Origin of the sequence: Neoalteromonas facilis (genome assembly GCF_002807665.1) — a bacterium.
GTDB classification, from domain to species: Bacteria; Pseudomonadota; Gammaproteobacteria; order Enterobacterales; family Alteromonadaceae; genus Alteromonas_E; species Alteromonas_E facilis.
This window is the reverse complement of the sequence record NZ_PEAY01000007.1, coordinates 49,878-67,875: the sequence shown is the minus strand read 5'-3', so window position 1 is coordinate 67,875 and position 17,998 is coordinate 49,878. Positions and strand designations below refer to the sequence as shown.

The window sequence follows — 17,998 nt, the reverse complement described above, 5'->3', positions numbered from 1 at the left end:
CATGGAACATTATTTATCACTATTGGTCCGCTCGATCTTTATCGAGAATATGGCACTAAGTCTGTTCTTGGGGATGTGTACTTTCCTAGCCGTTTCTAAGAAAGTTAAAACCTCTATGGGTTTGGGTGTTGCGGTAGTTGTGGTGTTGGGTATTTCAGTCCCAGTAAACCAAATTATCTACGTTAATATCCTTGCACCTGGAGCGTTGGCTTGGGCCGGATTCCCTGAAGCTGATTTGAGTTTCTTGAACTTTTTGACCTTTATCGGCGTTATTGCTGCTTTGGTTCAAATCCTAGAAATGAGTTTGGATAAGTTTTTCCCGTCACTGTATAACGCATTGGGCATATTCTTACCGTTGATTACGGTTAACTGTGCGATTTTCGGTGGTGTTGCATTTGCGGTTCAACGTGAATACAACCTGGCTGAAAGTGTTGTTTATGGTGTAGGTAGTGGCCTTGGTTGGGCACTGGCTATCACACTATTAGCTGCGGTTCGTGAAAAGCTTAAATATGCCGATATGCCTGATGGTGTGCGCGGTCTAGGCTCAGTATTTATGATTGCTGGTTTGATGGCACTGGGCTTCCAGTCATTCACCGGTATCCAACTTTAATAAAGGCAGGTCAAAGGTATGAATCAAGTTGAAATTTACCTCGGCGTTGGCATGTTTATCGCCATCGTACTCGCCTTGGTGTTTATTATTATGTTCGCTAAGTCGAAGCTAGTCCCTAGCGGCGACATCAAAATTATGGTGAACGACGATCCTGATAAAATTATCACGGCTGAGCCGGGCGGTAAGTTGTTAGGTGCATTAGCAAACGCTGGTATCTTCGTATCTAGCGCCTGCGGTGGCGGTGGCTCATGTGGTCAGTGTCGTGTTGATGTGAAAGAAGGTGGTGGTGAAATTCTGCCAACCGAGCTTGACCACATCACCAAAGGTGAAGCGCGTGAAGGTTGTCGATTGTCTTGTCAGGTATCAATCAAGCAAGACATGAAGATTGAATTACCAGAAGAAGTGTTTGGTATTAAGAAGTGGGATTGTGAAGTTATTTCAAATAACAACGAAGCCACGTTTATCAAAGAGCTTAAGTTGGGTATTCCTGATGGTGAAAGCGTGCCGTTTAGAGCGGGCGGTTACATCCAGATCGAGGCGCCACCTCACCATGTTAAGTACAAAGACTTCGATATTCCTGAAGAATATCGTGGTGATTGGGAACGCTTTGGCTTCTTTGATATTGAGTCAAAAGTAGACGAAGAAACTATTCGTGCATACTCAATGGCGAACTACCCAGAAGAAGAAGGGATTATTATGTTGAACGTGCGTATTGCTACGCCGCCACCTAATAACCTTAGCTTACCTGCGGGTAAAATGAGCTCATTCATTTGGAGCTTGAAGCCAGGCGACAAAGTAACGATCTCAGGTCCATTCGGTGAATTCTTTGCTAAGGAAACTGACGCGGAAATGGTCTTTATCGGTGGTGGTGCAGGTATGGCGCCAATGCGTTCGCATATCTTTGACCAATTACGTCGTTTGAAGTCTAAGCGTAAGATTTCGTTCTGGTATGGCGCACGTTCATTGCGAGAAATGTTCTATGTAGAAGATTTCGATATGCTGCAAGCTGAAAACGAAAACTTCAATTGGCATGTGGCGTTGTCTGATCCTCAACCGGAAGACAACTGGGAAGGTTACACAGGCTTTATTCACCAAGTATTACTTGAGAATTACCTGAAAGACCACCCAGCACCAGAAGACTGTGAGTTCTATATGTGTGGACCACCTATGATGAACGCAGCGGTTATCAACATGTTGAAAGACCTTGGTGTTGAAGATGAAAACATCATGCTTGATGACTTTGGTGGCTAATTAGCAATCATTAGTTAAATAAGAGGGCGTTTTCGCCCTCTTTTTTTAGGAATACCATGACCCCGTTTCGCTTACCGATCTTATTCTTATTCACGTTGTGTTTTGCTGTTGCGTGTTCGCAACCTGTTCCAGAAGAAACTCATTTTACCGGCAAAACCATGGGAACCACTTACAACATTAAAGTGCCGCCCAATGCGTCAGTAGATGAAAATATACTGCATGATCAGATAAAGGCTGCATTAGCTAATGTGAATGCGCTGATGTCGACTTATGACCCACAATCTGAACTGTCTCGCTTTAACCAATCAAGATCTCAAGAGCCTTTTGCTATTTCGCCGCAAACTCATTTAGTGATTGCCGAAGCGATACGATTGGCTGGCGTAACCGAGGGTGCCTTGGACATTACTATTGGGCCGGTTGTCAATCTTTGGGGCTTTGGCCCTGATATGCGTCCGGAGGTCATTCCTACTGATGAAACTATTACCGAAGCGTTATCTAAAACCGGGATTGCGCAGTTACAACTGACTGACAGAGCTGTTATTAAATACCATCCTGAGCTGTACGTTGATCTGAGTACTATCGCGAAAGGCTATGGTGTGGACGTGATTGCGGAGCTACTGCAAGCGAATGGTTTTACTGATTATTTGGTGGAAATCGGTGGCGAGATGCGCGTTGCAGGTAAAAAGTTAAATGGCCAACTATGGCGCATCGCAATCGAAAAGCCAGTCACGGAACAGCGCATACTTCAGAAAGTGATTGAGATCGGCGATAATGCAATTGCGACATCGGGCGATTACCGCAACTATTATGAGCAAGACGGTGTGCGCTATTCACACTTGATTGACCCAACAACAGGGAAACCTATTCAGCACAATCTTGTCTCAGTTACAGTAGTGCACCCATCTACGATGACTGCCGATGGTCTTGCAACGGCGCTTGCGGTGATGGGGGCTGAGAAGGCCAAAGCGCTTGCTGAATTGAATGATTGGGCCGTTATGTTGATCACCAAAGAAGGTGATGAGTTTGTCGAGTGGGCGTCAAGCGGATTTGAACAGCGGGTGACAGTTGTCGAGCCGACCCATTGAGATACGAGATAATTTATATATGAGCACATTTGTTTTAGCCTTTGTTTTCTTCCTAGCCATGGTGGCCGCTATGGCTGTGGGTTATATGGTCCAGCGCAAAACCATTTCGGGTAGCTGCGGAGGATTAGGTGCCCTTGGCGTAGATAAGGCCTGTGATTGTCCTGAGCCATGTGACCGCAAGAAGGCGCGTATGGAGCGTGAAGAAGCGCGTCAAAAGAAATTGGACGAGTGGCAGAAGAACCAAATTTTATAAATAGAGTATTACGGGAGTACACTGTTTTGTACTTCCGCTGAACCAAAGGGCATACTTGTCGTTTGCCTTTCTCTCCTTTCTTTTCCTGTTGAGATACACCGCTTTGGTCTAATGATTGCGCGATGTATCTCTTGATCAATACATTTCAGTGTTCTCGGCACTCGCTGTAAGTGTTTTAGCCATTTGCGTCAAAATTGGACGTATTCAACATTCACTACCACACTATAGTCATCAATCCATAATCGGTATTCGCTTGATGGCTACTCAGAGATTGTTTCCATTAATAGCAAGCGTGCTAATGGCCAGCTTGGCTACACCAGCACTAAGTCAGTCCCATGAATACAAAGGATTTATTGATTTAAATGCATACCCCTATTTACAAGATGTTGATAGTGATGCGCGATTTGTGATCAATACAGCGTCATCGCTGCCACACCGTATGTCGTACTTTGGTTTTATTAATGTCATTGACCAAACGTTTGAGGAAACAGGTCAAGACAAAACCATTTATTTTACTGAACAAAACTTACGTTGGCAGGTAGCCGAGGGTTCTCCTTTTGATTTGACTTTTCAGGCCAATTTGCGTTCGGGAAGCGGAAACGACCGCTATCGATTAGGCATACGCTGGCGACTCAATGACACGGCTTGGTTGGCCTCATTTTTCAAAGCCTTGAACATGCGCTATGCACTCAACTTGCATGCCATTCAGTTTGATCAGCTTGAAGGCACGGCGTGGCAATTGGAGCATTCATTTGGCATGACATTTCCCTACATCAGTGACAAGCTCTATCTGGCGGGTTTTATTGATCATAATTTCAATGAACCCCTGCCCGATACAATCCCCGATGATCCCATTGTTACTGAAGTACAGCTGGGTTACGAATTTGCCCCGGGTTGGTTTGTTATCAGCGAGTATCGCGTGAATCAATACCGCCGCAGTGATGTCAATAACTTAGCGGTTGGACTGGAATATAAATACGTATTCTAGCTATGTCGGCACGCTAGTTGCCGCAACCTAGGCGAAGTGCTATGGCTGTGGTTTTAGCTGTTCTAGTAACATGCGATAAGCGACGTCCTCACTTTGTGCCGCGTTGGTTTGGTATTCTGCTATCACACCCACTGACTGCCAGTTATCGGACGTGATTGGATGCTTAGTTTCAGCATAGGCTAATACAAGTCGAACATTTTCACTCATAGATATGGCTGTTGTCATACGCCCAACCCCCATCGTATCTTCGCCTACAACCGTTGCGGCGTTTAAATGTTTCAGTGTGTAAGTGAAAAACTCCCATGTGCCTGCTACAAAGCTTGAAGTTAAAACATAAACTGATGGCTGTTTTTTCAAAGCGTTTGTACTGGGATTAGTGGAGAAAATGCGTTCAGACTGATTGTTGCCATAGGTGATGTCAGACAAAACCGTGTCTGCCTCGAGCAAATAATTCATCAGATATATGGCTGCTTTCAATGTGCCACTCCCGGCGTTTCGAAGATCGATAATCAAGCCATCGACGGATTGCAAATATCCCATTGCAACTGAAATATCGTGTTCTACCCCAAAGTAGGTTAAGTCACCTGTAATCGAGAGCATGCCAATATTGTTATCGAGGATCTGCGTTTGAATGGCACTGGGAAAATGTTCATTGTCGCTGTCGTTAGATAGCATCTCGCGGCGTTTTATTTCAAAACTACTATCACCACTGGCACTGATCAGAACATGTTCAAGCTCTTGCTTTAGTCGAGCAAAAGGGATGTCTTGCTGAAATTTGGCTAATTTTTGCCGTGCACCAATAGCGTTGGTTATACGCTCCACTTTAGCGGGCGCAATGTAGTGCTGTTGTATAGCTTGCTGTGAATTCTTAAGTACTTGGGCGATTTCGTCTTTGCTGATGATGACATCGCTATCTGTCTGTCCACTTGCGAAAGCATGAGATAAAAACAATAGGCTGACGAGGCATGTGTACTGGATAAGTTTCAAGGTGTTACCGGTTTTAACAACATGATTAGGTTATGTGTGCCAATCTGTGTAATTCAAGGGGAGCTTCGGAAAGGTTTATTCGAAGGCTGCTACGTAAACACTGTACGGTAAAACACTTTGCAAAAAAAGGTATAAAGGTTCATTATACTGTCTGTTTATACAGTTGCGGTGTCGGCGTGCGAAAAATTATTCATGTGGACATGGATTGTTTTTATGCTGCAGTAGAGATGCGTGACAATCCTGCTTTACAACATATACCCATAGCGATCGGTGGCAGCTCAGATCGCCGAGGTGTTATCAGTACGTGCAACTACCCTGCACGACAATTCGGTGTACGCTCTGCAATGGCAACTGCGCATGCATTGAAGCTGTGTCCTGATTTAAAAGTATTGAAAGGACGTATGGACGTGTACGTATCGGTGTCGAAGCAGATCCGCGACATATTTATGCGCTATACCGATATCATAGAGCCACTGAGTTTAGATGAAGCCTACCTCGATGTGTCTGATTGTCAGTTATTTAATGGCAGTGCCACGCTGATTGCACAAGACATACGTCGCAGTATTAAGCAAGAATTAGGCTTAACCGCGTCGGCAGGCGTGGCGCCATTAAAATTCGTCGCAAAGATCGCCAGCGATGAAAATAAGCCGGATGGTTTATGCGTAATTACACCGGACAAAGTGGATGACTTTGTGAGAGGTTTGCCGCTGCGTAAAATCCCCGGTGTGGGCAAGGTTACAATAGAAAAACTCCACCGATTAGGTCTTTACACCTGTGAGGATGTGCGCAAGTATCCGCTCGATAGGCTGGTCAAACAGTTTGGCAAGTTTGGTCCTATATTGTGGAAAAGAAGTCATGCAATCGATGAACGCGACTTAACCACACAGCGAGAACGTAAGTCGGTCGGGGTTGAGCGAACCTTATCTGATGACATTTCGACTGTAGAGGAGTGTCTAGAGATCAGTCTTAAACTTTACGACAGCTTGATAAAACGGCTTAAGCAAGGCGTGCACACTAAAATTGCATCGCAAGGTGTAAAGCTTAAGTTTTCTGATTTTCAACAAACCACAGTGGAGCATAAAGTCGCGTTGCTTCAACCACATTATTTCGAGGATTTGATACGAGAGGCCTATAGTCGCAGCAATGGGCGAGCGATACGCTTGGTTGGGTTGCATGTGGGCCTGCCAACAAATCATTCCATGCGTCAAATGGATTTGCCACTAGAACAACTTGAGTTAGTGGCAGAAGCAAAGGCACAATACTCCTCACGTTAATTAAAACAGAGAGTTGTTATGCCTGTACCCCACATTCTTGCAGTAGAAAGTCTTGATAGAGAAGATCTTGTAGCGACATTTGATGCCGCAGTCATAGTTTCAGATACCTTGGAAGCAATCGAATCCCCAACATGGGGGAATGCGTTGTTGGCACATCAACACGTGGACGCTCGGGTAGGCAAGGAAATGGTGGTTATCGCTTGTGAAGACGCACCAGGTAAAAGGCTTGTGCATGTGCCAACAGGAAAACTGAATCACTATTACGATGATGTCAGGCGAGTATTTGATAGCGCACGCAGTGCTGCAAAAAGTTTAGTTGCTATGGGGTCAGTAAAACCATTGGTTATGGTGAATTTATCGACTAAAGCTAAAAAATTCGCCCATGCAATCGAGGTCGCAGGCTTAGGTATTGCACAAGGTTTATGGCAACCATTGGAAGCACGTGAAGCACTCGTTGAGTCAGACATAGAGCCGGTTTCACAGATTGGTTTAGTCGGGCTAAGTGAGTCTCAGGCTCAGCATCTTTACGCACTTGAACTCGGTAAGCGTTTGGCAAGAGATCTATGCGGTACTGAGCCAGAGCGTATGGCACCTCCTAATTTCGCGAACTACTGTGTTGACGCATTCAAGGGCACGGCAGTTAAAGTTGACGTGATTGATGATGATGCGCGTTTACGAAAAGACTATCCACTTCTGCATGCCGTTGCGCGAGCGTCTGTTAAAGTCACGCGTCACCAACCGCGAGTGGTTCGTCTTACCTATGAAGGAAAAGGCCTGACGCAAAAGAGTCTGTTTCTAGCCGGTAAAGGGATTACATTTGACACTGGCGGTGCTGACTTAAAAGTTGGTGGTCATATGGCAGGTATGAGCCGTGACAAAGGCGGAGCCGCGTCAGTTGCAGGCTTTATGCGAACGCTGGCAGAAATCGCGCCACCTAATATTAAAGTTGTAGCTGAGCTTGGTGTTGTGCGTAACAGCATTGGTGACGATGCATTTGTGCCTGATGAGATTATCAAGGGGCATGCAGGCGTGCGTGTTCGTGTTGGCAATACCGATGCTGAGGGGCGAATGGTGTTAGCGGATGTATTGTCACATTTGCGTGAATTGGCATTAGAAGAGCCTCAAGAAACTCAGCCGGAACTTTTCTCGGTGGCAACATTGACAGGGCACGCTGCTATCGCGTTAGGGCCGTACACGGGGTATGTACAAAATGGAGCCGCTGAAGCGCGCAAAGTCGCGGACAATATTCTTACCCACGCTGAGCCATGGGGCGATTGTGGTGAAGTTTCTCGCAGCCGTAGAGAAGATTACGCATTTATTGCGCCTCGCACAAAAGCGGATGATGTTTTGTCATCCAATAATGCGCCTTCAGTTTCAACCATGCGTGGGCATCAGTTCCCAATGGCATTTTTAGCCATCGCATCAGGCCTTGATAAACATGATGTCGATAGCACGCAACCAATGCCTTATACCCACGTGGATATCGCCGGCAGTGGCGTTGAGAATAGCGATTGGCAACACGGTACGCCAACGGCTGCGGCAGTAACAGCGTTAGTCGCTACCTATGCGCTACCTGCGCTAGAGCACTGATCTTGCCGGCTCAAGTATGGTTACTTGCCTGCATTCAAGCACTGGCGATGAGCGCCGGTGCTACGGTTGTGTTGGTGGGGGGAATTGTAGGTGCTTCACTGGCACCTGATGCGGCCTTAGCAACCTTACCCGTAGCATTGATGATCGTAGGTACTGCCTGCGGCGTGATACCGATAACGCGTTTTATGCAGCGTTGGGGACGTCGCCCGGTGTTTATCTGCGCGGCATTGTTTGCGGCATTGGCCGCTTGTTTAGCAGCGGCAACAACGCTATGGCAAAGCTTTTATGGCTTTTTGTTTAGCACCTTTGCTTTGGGTTTAAGTATTTCAGCGTTTCAACAAATTCGATTTGCTGCGATTGAATCCGTTCCACCCGATCTGGCGGCGAAGGCAACTGCCAGAGTGCTGATGGGGGGATTGGTTGCCGCCGTGATCGGCCCTGAGCTGGCGACCTTGGGCGAGCCTTGGTTAGCTCAACCTTTTGCAGGTAGTTTTGTGTTAGTCGCACTGGTGGCAGTGTTATGTGCGTTTTTGTTTTCACGCATGACACGGATACAAGTCGACAAAACCGCGGCTGCGGCGGCACCGCCATCCTCACGACATTTGTTCACAACACCGCGTTTTGTAATTGCAGTGGCGACATCGGTCACCGGTTTCGCGCTGATGAGTTTCATCATGACAGCAACGCCGGTGCACATGCATGTGCACGAGACGTTCAGTTTAGAAGAAACTAAATGGGTGATCCAAAGCCATATTCTCGCCATGTACCTCCCCTCTTTCATTAGTGCGTGGCTGGTTTCCCGGTTAGGGCTGAAAGGGGTCGTTTTAAGCGGTATTACCATCTACATGCTGACAATTTTTATTGGCTACATCGGTATGCATTTTGTCGAGTATTGGTTGGCACTGGTACTACTGGGCTTTGGCTGGAACTTGCTATTTTTAGCCGGCACTTTGGTGTTGTCGCAGAGTCACTCAGTAGAACAACGCTTTTCTGCGCAAGGCGCGCACGATTTTGCGGTGTTTGCAGGGCAAGCATTGGCGGCGTTAAGTGCAGGGGCATTGCTGGCGATATTTAAATGGCAAGGACTGATGCAAATCAGTTTGGTCATTATTGTGGCCTATTTATTGTTGTTAGCTTGGCAATACAAGCGAATGCGAGGGCAAACACATGCTGCTTAAACCGGGACGCTACCGACATTATAAAGGGAATGAGTATGAGGTTATTGATGTCGCCATACACTCAGAAGATGAATCATTACTCGTGGTATATCGTCCGTTATATGGAGAAGGAAAACTATGGGTGCGACCGTTGAGCATGTTTACTGAAAACGTTAACGTTGACGGAAAAACCATGCCACGGTTTGCCTATATCGGTGAATAAAAAAAGCGAGGCATAAAGCCTCGCTTTTTTATTTCCGATACTTCTGGTTTTCTCAAGCTCTGCTAAATGCTTAGACGGCGCAACAGAGCTTAAGTGAGAACTTAGAAGCGGAAATTAATCCCCGCTTTGTAAATACGACCTAATGTATCGTAGTTACTTGGGAAAGTGTTACCCGAGTTGGAGCTGGTATCACCGATTTGATTTCCTAGTGCTGGTGGATCATCGTTGAACAAATTATCCACGCCTGCGGTTAGGGTTATGTAATCGTTGATTTGGTAGCTGCCGAATACATCGATGTAGTCATAAGCATCGATGCTACGGAATGCTTCGAAGCGTAACGAACTTTCAGGTGGCTCAACATCAACAGCACTAATGTGGCGCCATTGTACTGAAAGCGTTATGTCATCATAACTCCAGGTTGTGCGTTGTACCCAACGTAAATCAGATAACGGGTCACAGCTGGTGCCGTAATATCCTTTACAATCCAGTACCGGCACAGTTGACGAGCTTTGCGACTCTTGCGACAAGTACTTATTGATGTTACCGGATAAACGCAAGCTGCCGTAGTCATCCAAGTCGAATGACATATTGAAGGCGATTTCCACACCTTCAGCTTCAAGGTAACTAAGGTTAGTGGTAAACAAGTTAACACCTGCAGCAGAGCCGGTTAAGTCACCACCGACACGGTTGATTTTGGCGCAGTCTTCGGTTAGACCATTGACATAACAAGAGTCCAGAACTTCTTGTGCACTGAAGTTACCTATGATGTCCTTGATATCAATTTTGTAATAGTCTGCGGAGATCACAAAACTATCAAATCCATCAAACTCCGGTGTCCATACGAAGCCAGCCGTTGTTGTATCGGCTTCTTCAGGTCCTGGGGGGCTATTCGGATCGCTACCGGCGAAGGTATTGATCTGGCCGGCAATGATGTCAGGAATAACACCCACTTGCGCAGCTGACATACCGGTTGAAATACATAGCTGACGTAAACGATCATCGATGTTGCCAGCATTGGCGACTGAGCATGGGTCTTGAGTTGCGTTGCTTAAACCGGATGTGACTGGCGAAGCAAGCTCACCCACGTTTGGTGCTCGGTTCGCTCGTTGTTGCATGACACGCAGCATTAACGATTCAACAGGACGCCAGTTGAAGCCTAACTTCCAAGAATCAGTTTTACCAATAGTGTCATAGTCAGACGTACGATAACCAAACTCTAAGTCCATGCGTTCGGCGAATGCTTGTCCGTCGAAGATGGGTAGAATACCTTCGAAGAACACATCATTTACAGTGTAACCACCACGGATAGGAAGTAAATTACCACCAGCGCCGCCCTGACAGCTCGCAGGAGATTGTTTCAAACATTCATCAGGTTCTAATAGACCGACTTCTTTACGGTATTCATAACCTAAGCTCATCGCTAGAGGACCCGCCGCTGTAGGAAGCTCTATTGCATCGACAGGACCAGTAAAGAACATGGTTGCAATGGTTTGTTCATATTTTTGTTGTTGCAGTGCTATCGCACGCGCATAGGCTGACATGTCTTCTGTGATGGTGCCCAGGCCCCCGAATAGATCGATAGGAACACAGGTACCACCTACCGCGCAGTTAACGCCATCACGTGTGTCGAGGGCATTTTGAATGTTCGGTAAGTTGGTATAACCATCACGCACGGTAGTACGATTTGACTCGCCATATTGGAAAGACGCATCGTATTCCCAGTCACCCAAGAAGGCGCCATTAACACCTGCATTAATTTGCCAGATATCAGAGTCATAACGCTCAGTACGTGCACCTAGCTCTAATGTTCTACGGCGTAGGCGAACGGTTAAGCTATCTTCTGAGTCAACCACACCATTGCCATTGGCATCATCCCAACTGCCGCCATCGACCAATGAGCCATCGGCGACCGCTGCGTTTGCACCATCAATCATAAAGCCGAGTGCTTGCTCACTGATAAACGGGTTGTACAGCGGCAAAATAAAGCTGGCGCCAAAGGTACCTGATGGGGCTACTTGTTGCGTGACTGACGTATTTGAGTAATTAAAGCGCGCGTATACGTTGGCATATTCATTAATTTCATAATTTGCCAGTGCCGTTGCTGAGTAGCGTTGTGCTGGTGTTTGGTAGTAGTTAAACGGGTTGAAGTTGAAACGGCTACACTGCTCACCTAAGGTTCTGTCATCGCGGAACTGACCGGATACACCGGTACCAATCAACTCAAAGCGAGTCGGAATTGCCGTGGTGGAACCGCTACCGTTAACAAAATCAACCACATTGGGGCCGCCACAACCTGCAGGTGGAGATGCAGGCGGCTGGCCCGCTAAGAATTCTTCGTAGCCCGCACCTGAATTCGAATTAATCCCTAATTGACCCAGAGGACGCTGACCTAAACGCACAGCGTCACGTTCCATCCAACTTAAGCTGACAACCGCGTTGCCACGTCCGTCATCAAGATTCGAGCCGACGGTAAGTGAGATGCTGTCTTGGTCGCCATCACTTTCACCGGTTTGATTGTGGTTTAGATCCAGTGCGACACCTTCAAAGTTATCCTTGAGAATAACGTTAACCGCACCTGCCACTGCGTCAGAGCCGTATACCGCTGAAGCACCGCCGGTGACAACATCAATACGTTCAATTAATGCAGTAGGGATGGTTGCAGTGTCAACCGCACCATTGAAGTTAAACGGCACCATCCGTTTGCCGTCCATAAGCACGAGGTTTCGTTGCGGCCCTAGACCTCTAAGGTCAATGGTCGCGGCGCCGGCGGTACCGTTATTAACATTACTGCCATCGGCGGGAATTGTCGCGGGCAAACTGCGCACGATACGTTCAAATTCCGGTGTCTGAAGATAGCCAATTTCTTCTTCACCAATTGAAATGATAGGGCTCGATGATTCAACACCAGGGGCGCGTATGCGACTACCGGTAACCGAAATAACTTCTACATCGGCGGAATCATCGGTGTTGTTTGGATCGCTTTGTTGTGCACTCGCCGCTTGGGCCATCAGCAAAGATGTGGCCGCCCCAGCAACAAACGCCACTTTCACGGCGTGTGCGATTTTAGAATTTGCAAACATTATGATGTCTCCCAGCTTCGCATTGGCTCCTAAACAAAAATCAATGCGAAGTGTTGTGTGTTTTATAGATAACCGGGTTGTTATCTGAGGCATACGCTAAGGCGGGGGACATATTGTCACCAGCGAGGTTCCACCAAGTGAGGCATCTAAGTGATAAACCGCCTAAATAAATGGATAAATGGGAAAATAAATGAATGGTTTTAACGTATGATTAACACATGTGAGATAATCATCATAAAAACAGATAAATATGAGGTGGGTTATTTCGACTTCAGCGAATGAATACTATTCATCTATACAAAGTCGTTGGTTTTGGTTAACCAACACATTTGTATGGATAGGCTTTTTAACCTTCTTTTCTTTTGCTCAGTCGCGAAATGCCAAGGCTGTGGAATTGGCCATCAGTTGGGGCGACTATTGGATAATGATGGCACCGTGGTTTCTCAATTTTATTTGGGTCACCCCTATGGTGTTTGTGGTTATGCACGTCGCATTGGTAGAAAAAAGTACAAGAGCTTGGTATCAACCGTTGTCTACGGCATTCGCATCGTTGGGTGTATTGTTCTGTTATTGGACGGTCAGTTTAATTATGCAAATGCTGATACGCGGCGAAGCATTCGATGCGTTTCATATGCGGTTATACAAAGTCATTATGTCGACCGGCGTTATCGATATTGTGATCTACTTTGCAATATTTTGGGCTGCAATCGGGGCCCACTATTATCATAAAGCAATGGAACATCGAGTTTCGATCAACCAAATAAAGCAAGAGCTGGTGCTAGAGCAACTCAAAGCCCTGCGTTCACAGTTAAATCCCCATTTTTTGTTTAATACACTGAATACCATTAGCAGCCTGGTGCGCTTGAATGAACAAGATAAAGCCATTGAGGCATTGTCTGAACTTAGCACGATGTTGCGCATGTCATTGGATACCAAGCAAGATGAGATCATCTCCTTACGTCAGGAGATGCAGTTTATTGATAGTTATCTGGCCATCCAGAAGTTACGTTTTGCCGACAAGTTAAGAATTGATACGCAGATTGACTCCAATTGTTTGAATGCTCAAATTCCTAATATGTTGTTACAACCACTAGTAGAGAATGCGGTGCAACATGGTTCTCAAATTGGTGGCAAAGACAATGTAATCAGTTTGCGCATTCACAACCGTGAGGGTGAGCTAGTGATTTTTCTCACTAATCATGTTGGAGAGCAGGAGGATCAGCGTGGATTTGGCATCGGTTTAGCCAATACACGGGAGCGCTTACAACGTATGTATAAGTCGTTCAAACTTGAACTGACGCCGGTCAATGATGGCGTTTTCCAAACATTGTTAAGTTTGCCCATCAAGCCATAAGGAGAATTGCATGATAAACGTATTAATCGTTGATGATGAACCCCTCGCGCGGCAGTCGATAGAGTCTTTACTCGCCGACACACCGCAAATCGGGCAGGTTTTTCAGGCGGAGACTGGCAATGAGGCTTTGTTGATTGCAGAACAGCATAATATCCATATTGCGTTTTTGGATATGCAAATGCCCGGAATGTCTGGTATTGCCGTGGCACGAGAATTACCTGAAAACTGTGCTCGCATTTTTGTCACCGCATACGATCAGTTTGCTTTGCCGGCGTTTGAAGTAAACGCGCTGGACTATGTGTTAAAACCGTTTTCCAACCGGCGTTTTACGCAAGCGCTAGAAAGAGCGTTAGCGAGCGTTGAACCAACACTGACGCAGGACACTAACGTCAGCACACCCAAAGAGCCAGTAACACCCTGCTATAAAACCCGGTTGGTCGTGAGGGATCCGGGCCGTATACGCTTAATTGATGTTGATACGATTAATTTTATTACTGGCGCAGGTAATTATGCTGAGCTGCACCTGAATGATGGTAAGACAGTATTGCATCGAGAAACCATGACCCACCTTGAAGAGCAGCTCGACCCAGCGCATTTTATTCGTATTCACCGCTCTTCAATCGTGCGCAGGACCTTTGTGTCGGAACTAAGACCAAACGAAAAAGGCGATTATACCGTCATTTTAGCCTCGGGAGACTTACTAACCTTGTCTCGTAGAAACAAAGACAAGATTGAAGCGCTAACGGGTTGAGAAAAGTTTTTTATCACGCCATAAATGATCTATCCTGACAGTAGCAGCATAGTGTTATAGGGCTGTTTAACGAGGATATAAAATGAAATTTAAAACCCTATGCTTAGCCATTGTATTGACGGGCACGACGAGTTTTTGCAGCAATGCAGACGATCGTTTTGCTAATGTAGAAATGGATGTAAAGCATCTCAATAATTCCGTACATATGATGGTCGGGTCAGGTGGGAATATAGGTCTCTCTGCTGGAGACGATGGCATTCTCATGATTGATGACCAGTACGCTCCACTTGCTGAAAAAATTTCAGCTGCACTTGAAGGCTTTGGTACAGATAAACCACGCTATGTCGTAAACACGCATTACCACGGCGATCACACCGGTTCGAACGCCTTTTTCCAAGACACTAAGGGCGCAACCATTTTTGCGCATGAAAATGTGCGTATACGTTTAGCATCAGATCCTGAAGTGGCTGCGGCAGCCTTGCCGGTTGTGACCTATCAAGATGGACTTAAGTTTCACTTTAACGGTGAAACTATTCATGTGATCCATTTACCAGGTGGGCATACCGATGGTGATAGTATCGTGTGGTTTGAACAATCTAATGTCATGCATACAGGTGATTTATTCTTTAGAGACTGGTTCCCGTATGTTGATTTGAAAGCGGGTGGGAGTGTTGACGGATACTTGGCGTCAATTGCACACGTGCTTGACATGATAAATGACGAAACACAGGTGATCCCGGGGCATGGTGCGTTGGCAACAAAAGCTGATCTGATAAGTTTCAAAAATATGATTGAAGAAACCAAACAGTATGTCCAAAAGCTCAAAGCGGATGGGCTAAGTGAAGATCAGGCGGTCGAAAAGGGCTTGGAATCCAAGTGGGATGAATGGGCCTGGCAATTTATCACGGAAGAACGATGGATAAGAACCTTGTATAAATGAAATTAAAGACCCGCTACTTCGCCATTTTTTGTTACCTATGGTGTGCTGCAAGCACAAGCCTCGTAGGGGCAGAAGAAGTTGATTTGACTGTTTATTTTGAGAGTAGCCACAGACCTTACACGTTTGTAACCAATGGTGAGATTGACGGCCTGAATGGTGTTTTGATCAAGCGGGCATGTGAAATAGCGGAACTAACCTGTGAATTCATTGATATGCCTTGGGCACGTGCAATGGCTACGGGGTTGCAAGATCCTACAGGTGCGTTGTTAAGTGCATCGCGCACAGCGGCAAGGGAGCCATTGTTCAAATGGGTCGGCCCCGCGGTTTCGGGTGAAACCTTGTACTTCAAACTCAAAAATCGCCACGATATCGTTATCAATAGGCCAGCCGATGTATTGAATTACTCAATTGGTGTTACGCGAGACGATATCTATGAGTCGGTGCTAGTCGCTAGAGGATTTTCTCTCGGCCACAATTTGCTGCATTGTGACAGCAAAGACGATCAGGTACGGTTGTTCTTATTGGGCCGTTTAGATCTGATGTATGCCTCCGGTTACACCTTAGCTAGCACGCTGAAACGATTCGATGCCAGCATCGATGATGTTGAAGCAGTAGCGTGGCTGCACACACCTGAATTGAAAGGCAATTACTTAGCCGTCAATTTGTCAGTACCTGACGCTAAAGTAATGAAGCTGAATGCTGCTGTGGCTGAATTTCGAAAAACCGCTGAATTTGCCGAGTTAGTCGACAGGTTTAGGCCGGTTAGCATACGCAACCCGGCCTTTTAATTGTTATTGTTGGTAAACTTCTTGCCCCGCAATGTAGGTGCTGAGTACCTCTACTTGCCAAAGTTCTTGAGCAGGGATCGCAAATATATCTTTATCAACCAGAATAAAGTCTGCCCAATAACCCGGCATTAAGGTACCTAGTTTATCATCTTGAGCAGCGGCATAGGCCGCATCTACGGTGAATGCCTTAAGCGTTTGTTCCAATGTAAGTGCTTCTTCCGGCACCCAACCTTCTTGTGGTTGATTTTCTCGATTCTGACGTGTTACCGCGGCATGAATACCATAAAACGGGTTAGCCAGTTCAACCGGGAAGTCAGAACCAAACGCTAATTTCGAGCCTTGCTTTAGAAATGTTTGCCATGCATAGGCGCCTTTGAGTCGTTGAGGTCCAATGCGGTCTTCTGCCATGTTCATGTCACTGGTGGCATGAGTTGGCTGCATTGACGGAATAATGTCGAGAGTTTTGAAGCGCTTGATATCATCCAGCGTAATCACTTGAGCATGTTCTATGCGGTGACGTAAAGATTGACCGCCAATTGTGTTAAAGGTGGCTTCAAACTGATCTAGCGCTAGTTGATTGGCGCGGTCACCAATGGCATGAAAATGCATGGCAAATCCGGCGCCTATCACCTCATTGAATAGGGAAGGTAACTTCTCTTTGGCCGTTACCAATAAACCGTGGTTATGTGGGTCGTCACTGTAGGCAGCTAACAAAGCTGCACCGCGGCTTCCCAGTGCTCCATCGCCATAAGCCTTTACGCTGCGGATCAGCAACATATCATCGTCACTGTTAATAGTGCCTTTAGCCAACATTTGCGCGAGTGTTGGATCGGTTGCTGAGATCATGGCATATATCCGTACCGGCAACGCTTGCTTGTTTGCTAACGCTTGGTACAAGTCATAGGTAGCTCGATCAATACCCGCATCATGCATGCTTGTTATACCTAACGACAGTAAATGTTCACCTGCAGCACTTAGCTGTTGCATGCGGATATTATTGTCTAAAGGAGGTATGTGCTGCTCAACAAGAGACATGGCAGTATCAATCAGCACACCTGTCGGATTGCCCTCGTCATCTGTGAGTATTTTACCGCCTTCTGGCGAGACGGTTGTGTTATCAATACCCGCAATTTTAAGGGCTGCAGAGTTTGCCCAACCGGCATGGCCATCAACACGGGTTAACCATACCGGTTTATCTGCCAAGGCTTCATCTAAAATGGAAGCCGTAGGAAACTGTTTGTCAGGCCAAAGGACTTGATTCCATCCACGCCCCTGGATCCATGACATATCAGGGTGTGCTTTGGCATATTCTGCGACTTGAGAAGCTGCATCGTAAGCCGAGGCCGATTCGCGCACATCGATCGCTAACAAATTATCACCTAAACCCAGCATATGACCATGTGCATCAATGAGCCCGGGTAATAGCGTTTGTCCTTTCCCATCAAGTTGCTTTGCGGTAGGGAAACCATGTCCTAGGGCTTCGCCACCGATGGCTCGAACTTTGCCGTCTTCAACCACCATATTACTGAAGGTCATCAGTTTACCTTGCTGATTGAACGTGTATCCCTTGACGTTAAACACATGCAGTATGTCGGCCTGCAGGTTGAACGACGCCAATATCGATACAATAAAAACGAAGCGTAGGGTTTTAATCATAATATGTCTCA

The 17,998-nt window shown here is 46.4% G+C and carries 16 protein-coding genes; 13 read left to right on the top strand and 3 right to left on the bottom strand.

Annotated elements, in window-relative coordinates:
* Position 1 precedes the first annotated feature (1 nt).
* From nqrE to CSH93_RS16430, 5 genes are all read left to right on the top strand, one after another.
* Positions 2-610 carry an NADH:ubiquinone reductase (Na(+)-transporting) subunit E gene (gene nqrE, locus CSH93_RS16450; RefSeq protein ID WP_100644456.1) on the top strand — a complete coding sequence of 203 codons (609 nt, stop codon included), beginning with the start codon at positions 2-4 and terminating at the stop codon, positions 608-610.
* A gap of 18 nt (positions 611-628) precedes the next feature.
* Entirely contained in the window at positions 629-1,861 is a 1,233-nt protein-coding gene (nqrF, locus tag CSH93_RS16445; protein ID WP_100644455.1) for an NADH:ubiquinone reductase (Na(+)-transporting) subunit F, read from the top strand.
* A gap of 56 nt (positions 1,862-1,917) precedes the next feature.
* On the top strand, positions 1,918-2,946 hold the full coding sequence (locus CSH93_RS16440; protein ID WP_164078399.1) for an FAD:protein FMN transferase: 1,029 nt from the start codon (positions 1,918-1,920) through the stop codon (positions 2,944-2,946).
* Positions 2,947-2,965: 19 nt separating this feature from the next.
* On the top strand, positions 2,966-3,199 hold the full coding sequence (nqrM, locus tag CSH93_RS16435; RefSeq protein WP_100644454.1) for a (Na+)-NQR maturation NqrM: 234 nt from the start codon (positions 2,966-2,968) through the stop codon (positions 3,197-3,199).
* Positions 3,200-3,314: 115 nt separating this feature from the next.
* A complete protein-coding gene (locus tag CSH93_RS16430; RefSeq protein WP_124748993.1) occupies positions 3,315-4,187 on the top strand; it encodes a hypothetical protein in 873 nt (290 codons plus the stop codon).
* Positions 4,188-4,226: 39 nt separating this feature from the next.
* Here the strand turns inward: CSH93_RS16430 and CSH93_RS16425 are convergent, their stop codons facing one another.
* Positions 4,227-5,174: a S41 family peptidase gene (locus CSH93_RS16425; protein WP_100644452.1), complete on the bottom strand. Its 948-nt coding sequence runs from the start codon at positions 5,172-5,174 to the stop codon at positions 4,227-4,229.
* 176 nt (positions 5,175-5,350) lie between these two features.
* On the opposite strand from CSH93_RS16425, the gene dinB reads away from it, so the two are divergent.
* The 4 genes from dinB to CSH93_RS16405 are packed head-to-tail and all read left to right on the top strand — an operon-like array spanning position 5,351 to position 9,418.
* Positions 5,351-6,448 (top strand): DNA polymerase IV, encoded by a 1,098-nt coding sequence (gene dinB, locus CSH93_RS16420; protein WP_205663375.1) that lies wholly within the window; start codon positions 5,351-5,353, stop codon positions 6,446-6,448.
* An 18-nt stretch (positions 6,449-6,466) separates the two neighbouring features.
* Positions 6,467-8,038, top strand: a complete 1,572-nt coding sequence (locus tag CSH93_RS16415) for a M17 family metallopeptidase (RefSeq protein WP_100644450.1) — start codon at positions 6,467-6,469, stop codon at positions 8,036-8,038.
* Positions 8,039-8,040: 2 nt separating this feature from the next.
* Complete coding sequence (locus tag CSH93_RS16410) at positions 8,041-9,216, top strand: MFS transporter (RefSeq protein WP_240615635.1); 1,176 nt, start codon at positions 8,041-8,043, stop codon at positions 9,214-9,216.
* Positions 9,206-9,418: a DUF1653 domain-containing protein gene (locus tag CSH93_RS16405; protein ID WP_100644449.1), complete on the top strand. Its 213-nt coding sequence runs from the start codon at positions 9,206-9,208 to the stop codon at positions 9,416-9,418. The genes CSH93_RS16410 and CSH93_RS16405 overlap by 11 nt, the downstream gene beginning before the upstream one ends.
* Positions 9,419-9,519: 101 nt before the next feature.
* Here the strand turns inward: CSH93_RS16405 and CSH93_RS16400 are convergent, their stop codons facing one another.
* A complete protein-coding gene (locus CSH93_RS16400; protein WP_100644448.1) occupies positions 9,520-12,498 on the bottom strand; it encodes a TonB-dependent receptor plug domain-containing protein in 2,979 nt (992 codons plus the stop codon).
* A gap of 250 nt (positions 12,499-12,748) precedes the next feature.
* On the opposite strand from CSH93_RS16400, the gene CSH93_RS16395 reads away from it, so the two are divergent.
* From CSH93_RS16395 to CSH93_RS16380, 4 genes are all read left to right on the top strand, one after another.
* Entirely contained in the window at positions 12,749-13,852 is a 1,104-nt protein-coding gene (locus CSH93_RS16395) for a sensor histidine kinase (RefSeq protein ID WP_100644447.1), read from the top strand.
* A 10-nt stretch (positions 13,853-13,862) separates the two neighbouring features.
* Positions 13,863-14,603 (top strand): LytR/AlgR family response regulator transcription factor, encoded by a 741-nt coding sequence (locus CSH93_RS16390; RefSeq protein WP_100644446.1) that lies wholly within the window; start codon positions 13,863-13,865, stop codon positions 14,601-14,603.
* Between the two features lie 82 nt (positions 14,604-14,685).
* Positions 14,686-15,543 carry an MBL fold metallo-hydrolase gene (locus CSH93_RS16385; protein ID WP_100644445.1) on the top strand — a complete coding sequence of 286 codons (858 nt, stop codon included), beginning with the start codon at positions 14,686-14,688 and terminating at the stop codon, positions 15,541-15,543.
* Positions 15,540-16,331 carry a substrate-binding periplasmic protein gene (locus CSH93_RS16380; RefSeq protein WP_100644444.1) on the top strand — a complete coding sequence of 264 codons (792 nt, stop codon included), beginning with the start codon at positions 15,540-15,542 and terminating at the stop codon, positions 16,329-16,331. The genes CSH93_RS16385 and CSH93_RS16380 overlap by 4 nt, the downstream gene beginning before the upstream one ends.
* 3 nt (positions 16,332-16,334) lie before the next feature.
* On the opposite strand, the gene CSH93_RS16375 is transcribed toward CSH93_RS16380, so the two are convergent.
* Entirely contained in the window at positions 16,335-17,987 is a 1,653-nt protein-coding gene (locus tag CSH93_RS16375; RefSeq protein WP_100644443.1) for an amidohydrolase, read from the bottom strand.
* Positions 17,988-17,998 lie beyond the last annotated feature (11 nt).

What these genes read in the sequence shown, in the direction of transcription:
- nqrE (WP_100644456.1), top strand. Translation starts at nt 2, where the DNA reads ATGGAACATTATTTATCACTATTGGTCCGCTCGATCTTTATCGAGAAT.
- nqrF (WP_100644455.1), top strand. Translation starts at nt 629, where the DNA reads ATGAATCAAGTTGAAATTTACCTCGGCGTTGGCATGTTTATCGCCATC.
- CSH93_RS16440 (WP_164078399.1), top strand. Translation starts at nt 1,918, where the DNA reads ATGACCCCGTTTCGCTTACCGATCTTATTCTTATTCACGTTGTGTTTT.
- nqrM (WP_100644454.1), top strand. Translation starts at nt 2,966, where the DNA reads ATGAGCACATTTGTTTTAGCCTTTGTTTTCTTCCTAGCCATGGTGGCC.
- CSH93_RS16415 (WP_100644450.1), top strand. Translation starts at nt 6,467, where the DNA reads ATGCCTGTACCCCACATTCTTGCAGTAGAAAGTCTTGATAGAGAAGAT.
- CSH93_RS16405 (WP_100644449.1), top strand. Translation starts at nt 9,206, where the DNA reads ATGCTGCTTAAACCGGGACGCTACCGACATTATAAAGGGAATGAGTAT.
- CSH93_RS16400 (WP_100644448.1), bottom strand. Translation starts at nt 12,498, where the DNA reads ATGTTTGCAAATTCTAAAATCGCACACGCCGTGAAAGTGGCGTTTGTT.
- CSH93_RS16395 (WP_100644447.1), top strand. Translation starts at nt 12,749, where the DNA reads ATGAGGTGGGTTATTTCGACTTCAGCGAATGAATACTATTCATCTATA.
- CSH93_RS16390 (WP_100644446.1), top strand. Translation starts at nt 13,863, where the DNA reads ATGATAAACGTATTAATCGTTGATGATGAACCCCTCGCGCGGCAGTCG.
- CSH93_RS16385 (WP_100644445.1), top strand. Translation starts at nt 14,686, where the DNA reads ATGAAATTTAAAACCCTATGCTTAGCCATTGTATTGACGGGCACGACG.
- CSH93_RS16380 (WP_100644444.1), top strand. Translation starts at nt 15,540, where the DNA reads ATGAAATTAAAGACCCGCTACTTCGCCATTTTTTGTTACCTATGGTGT.
- CSH93_RS16375 (WP_100644443.1), bottom strand. Translation starts at nt 17,987, where the DNA reads ATGATTAAAACCCTACGCTTCGTTTTTATTGTATCGATATTGGCGTCG.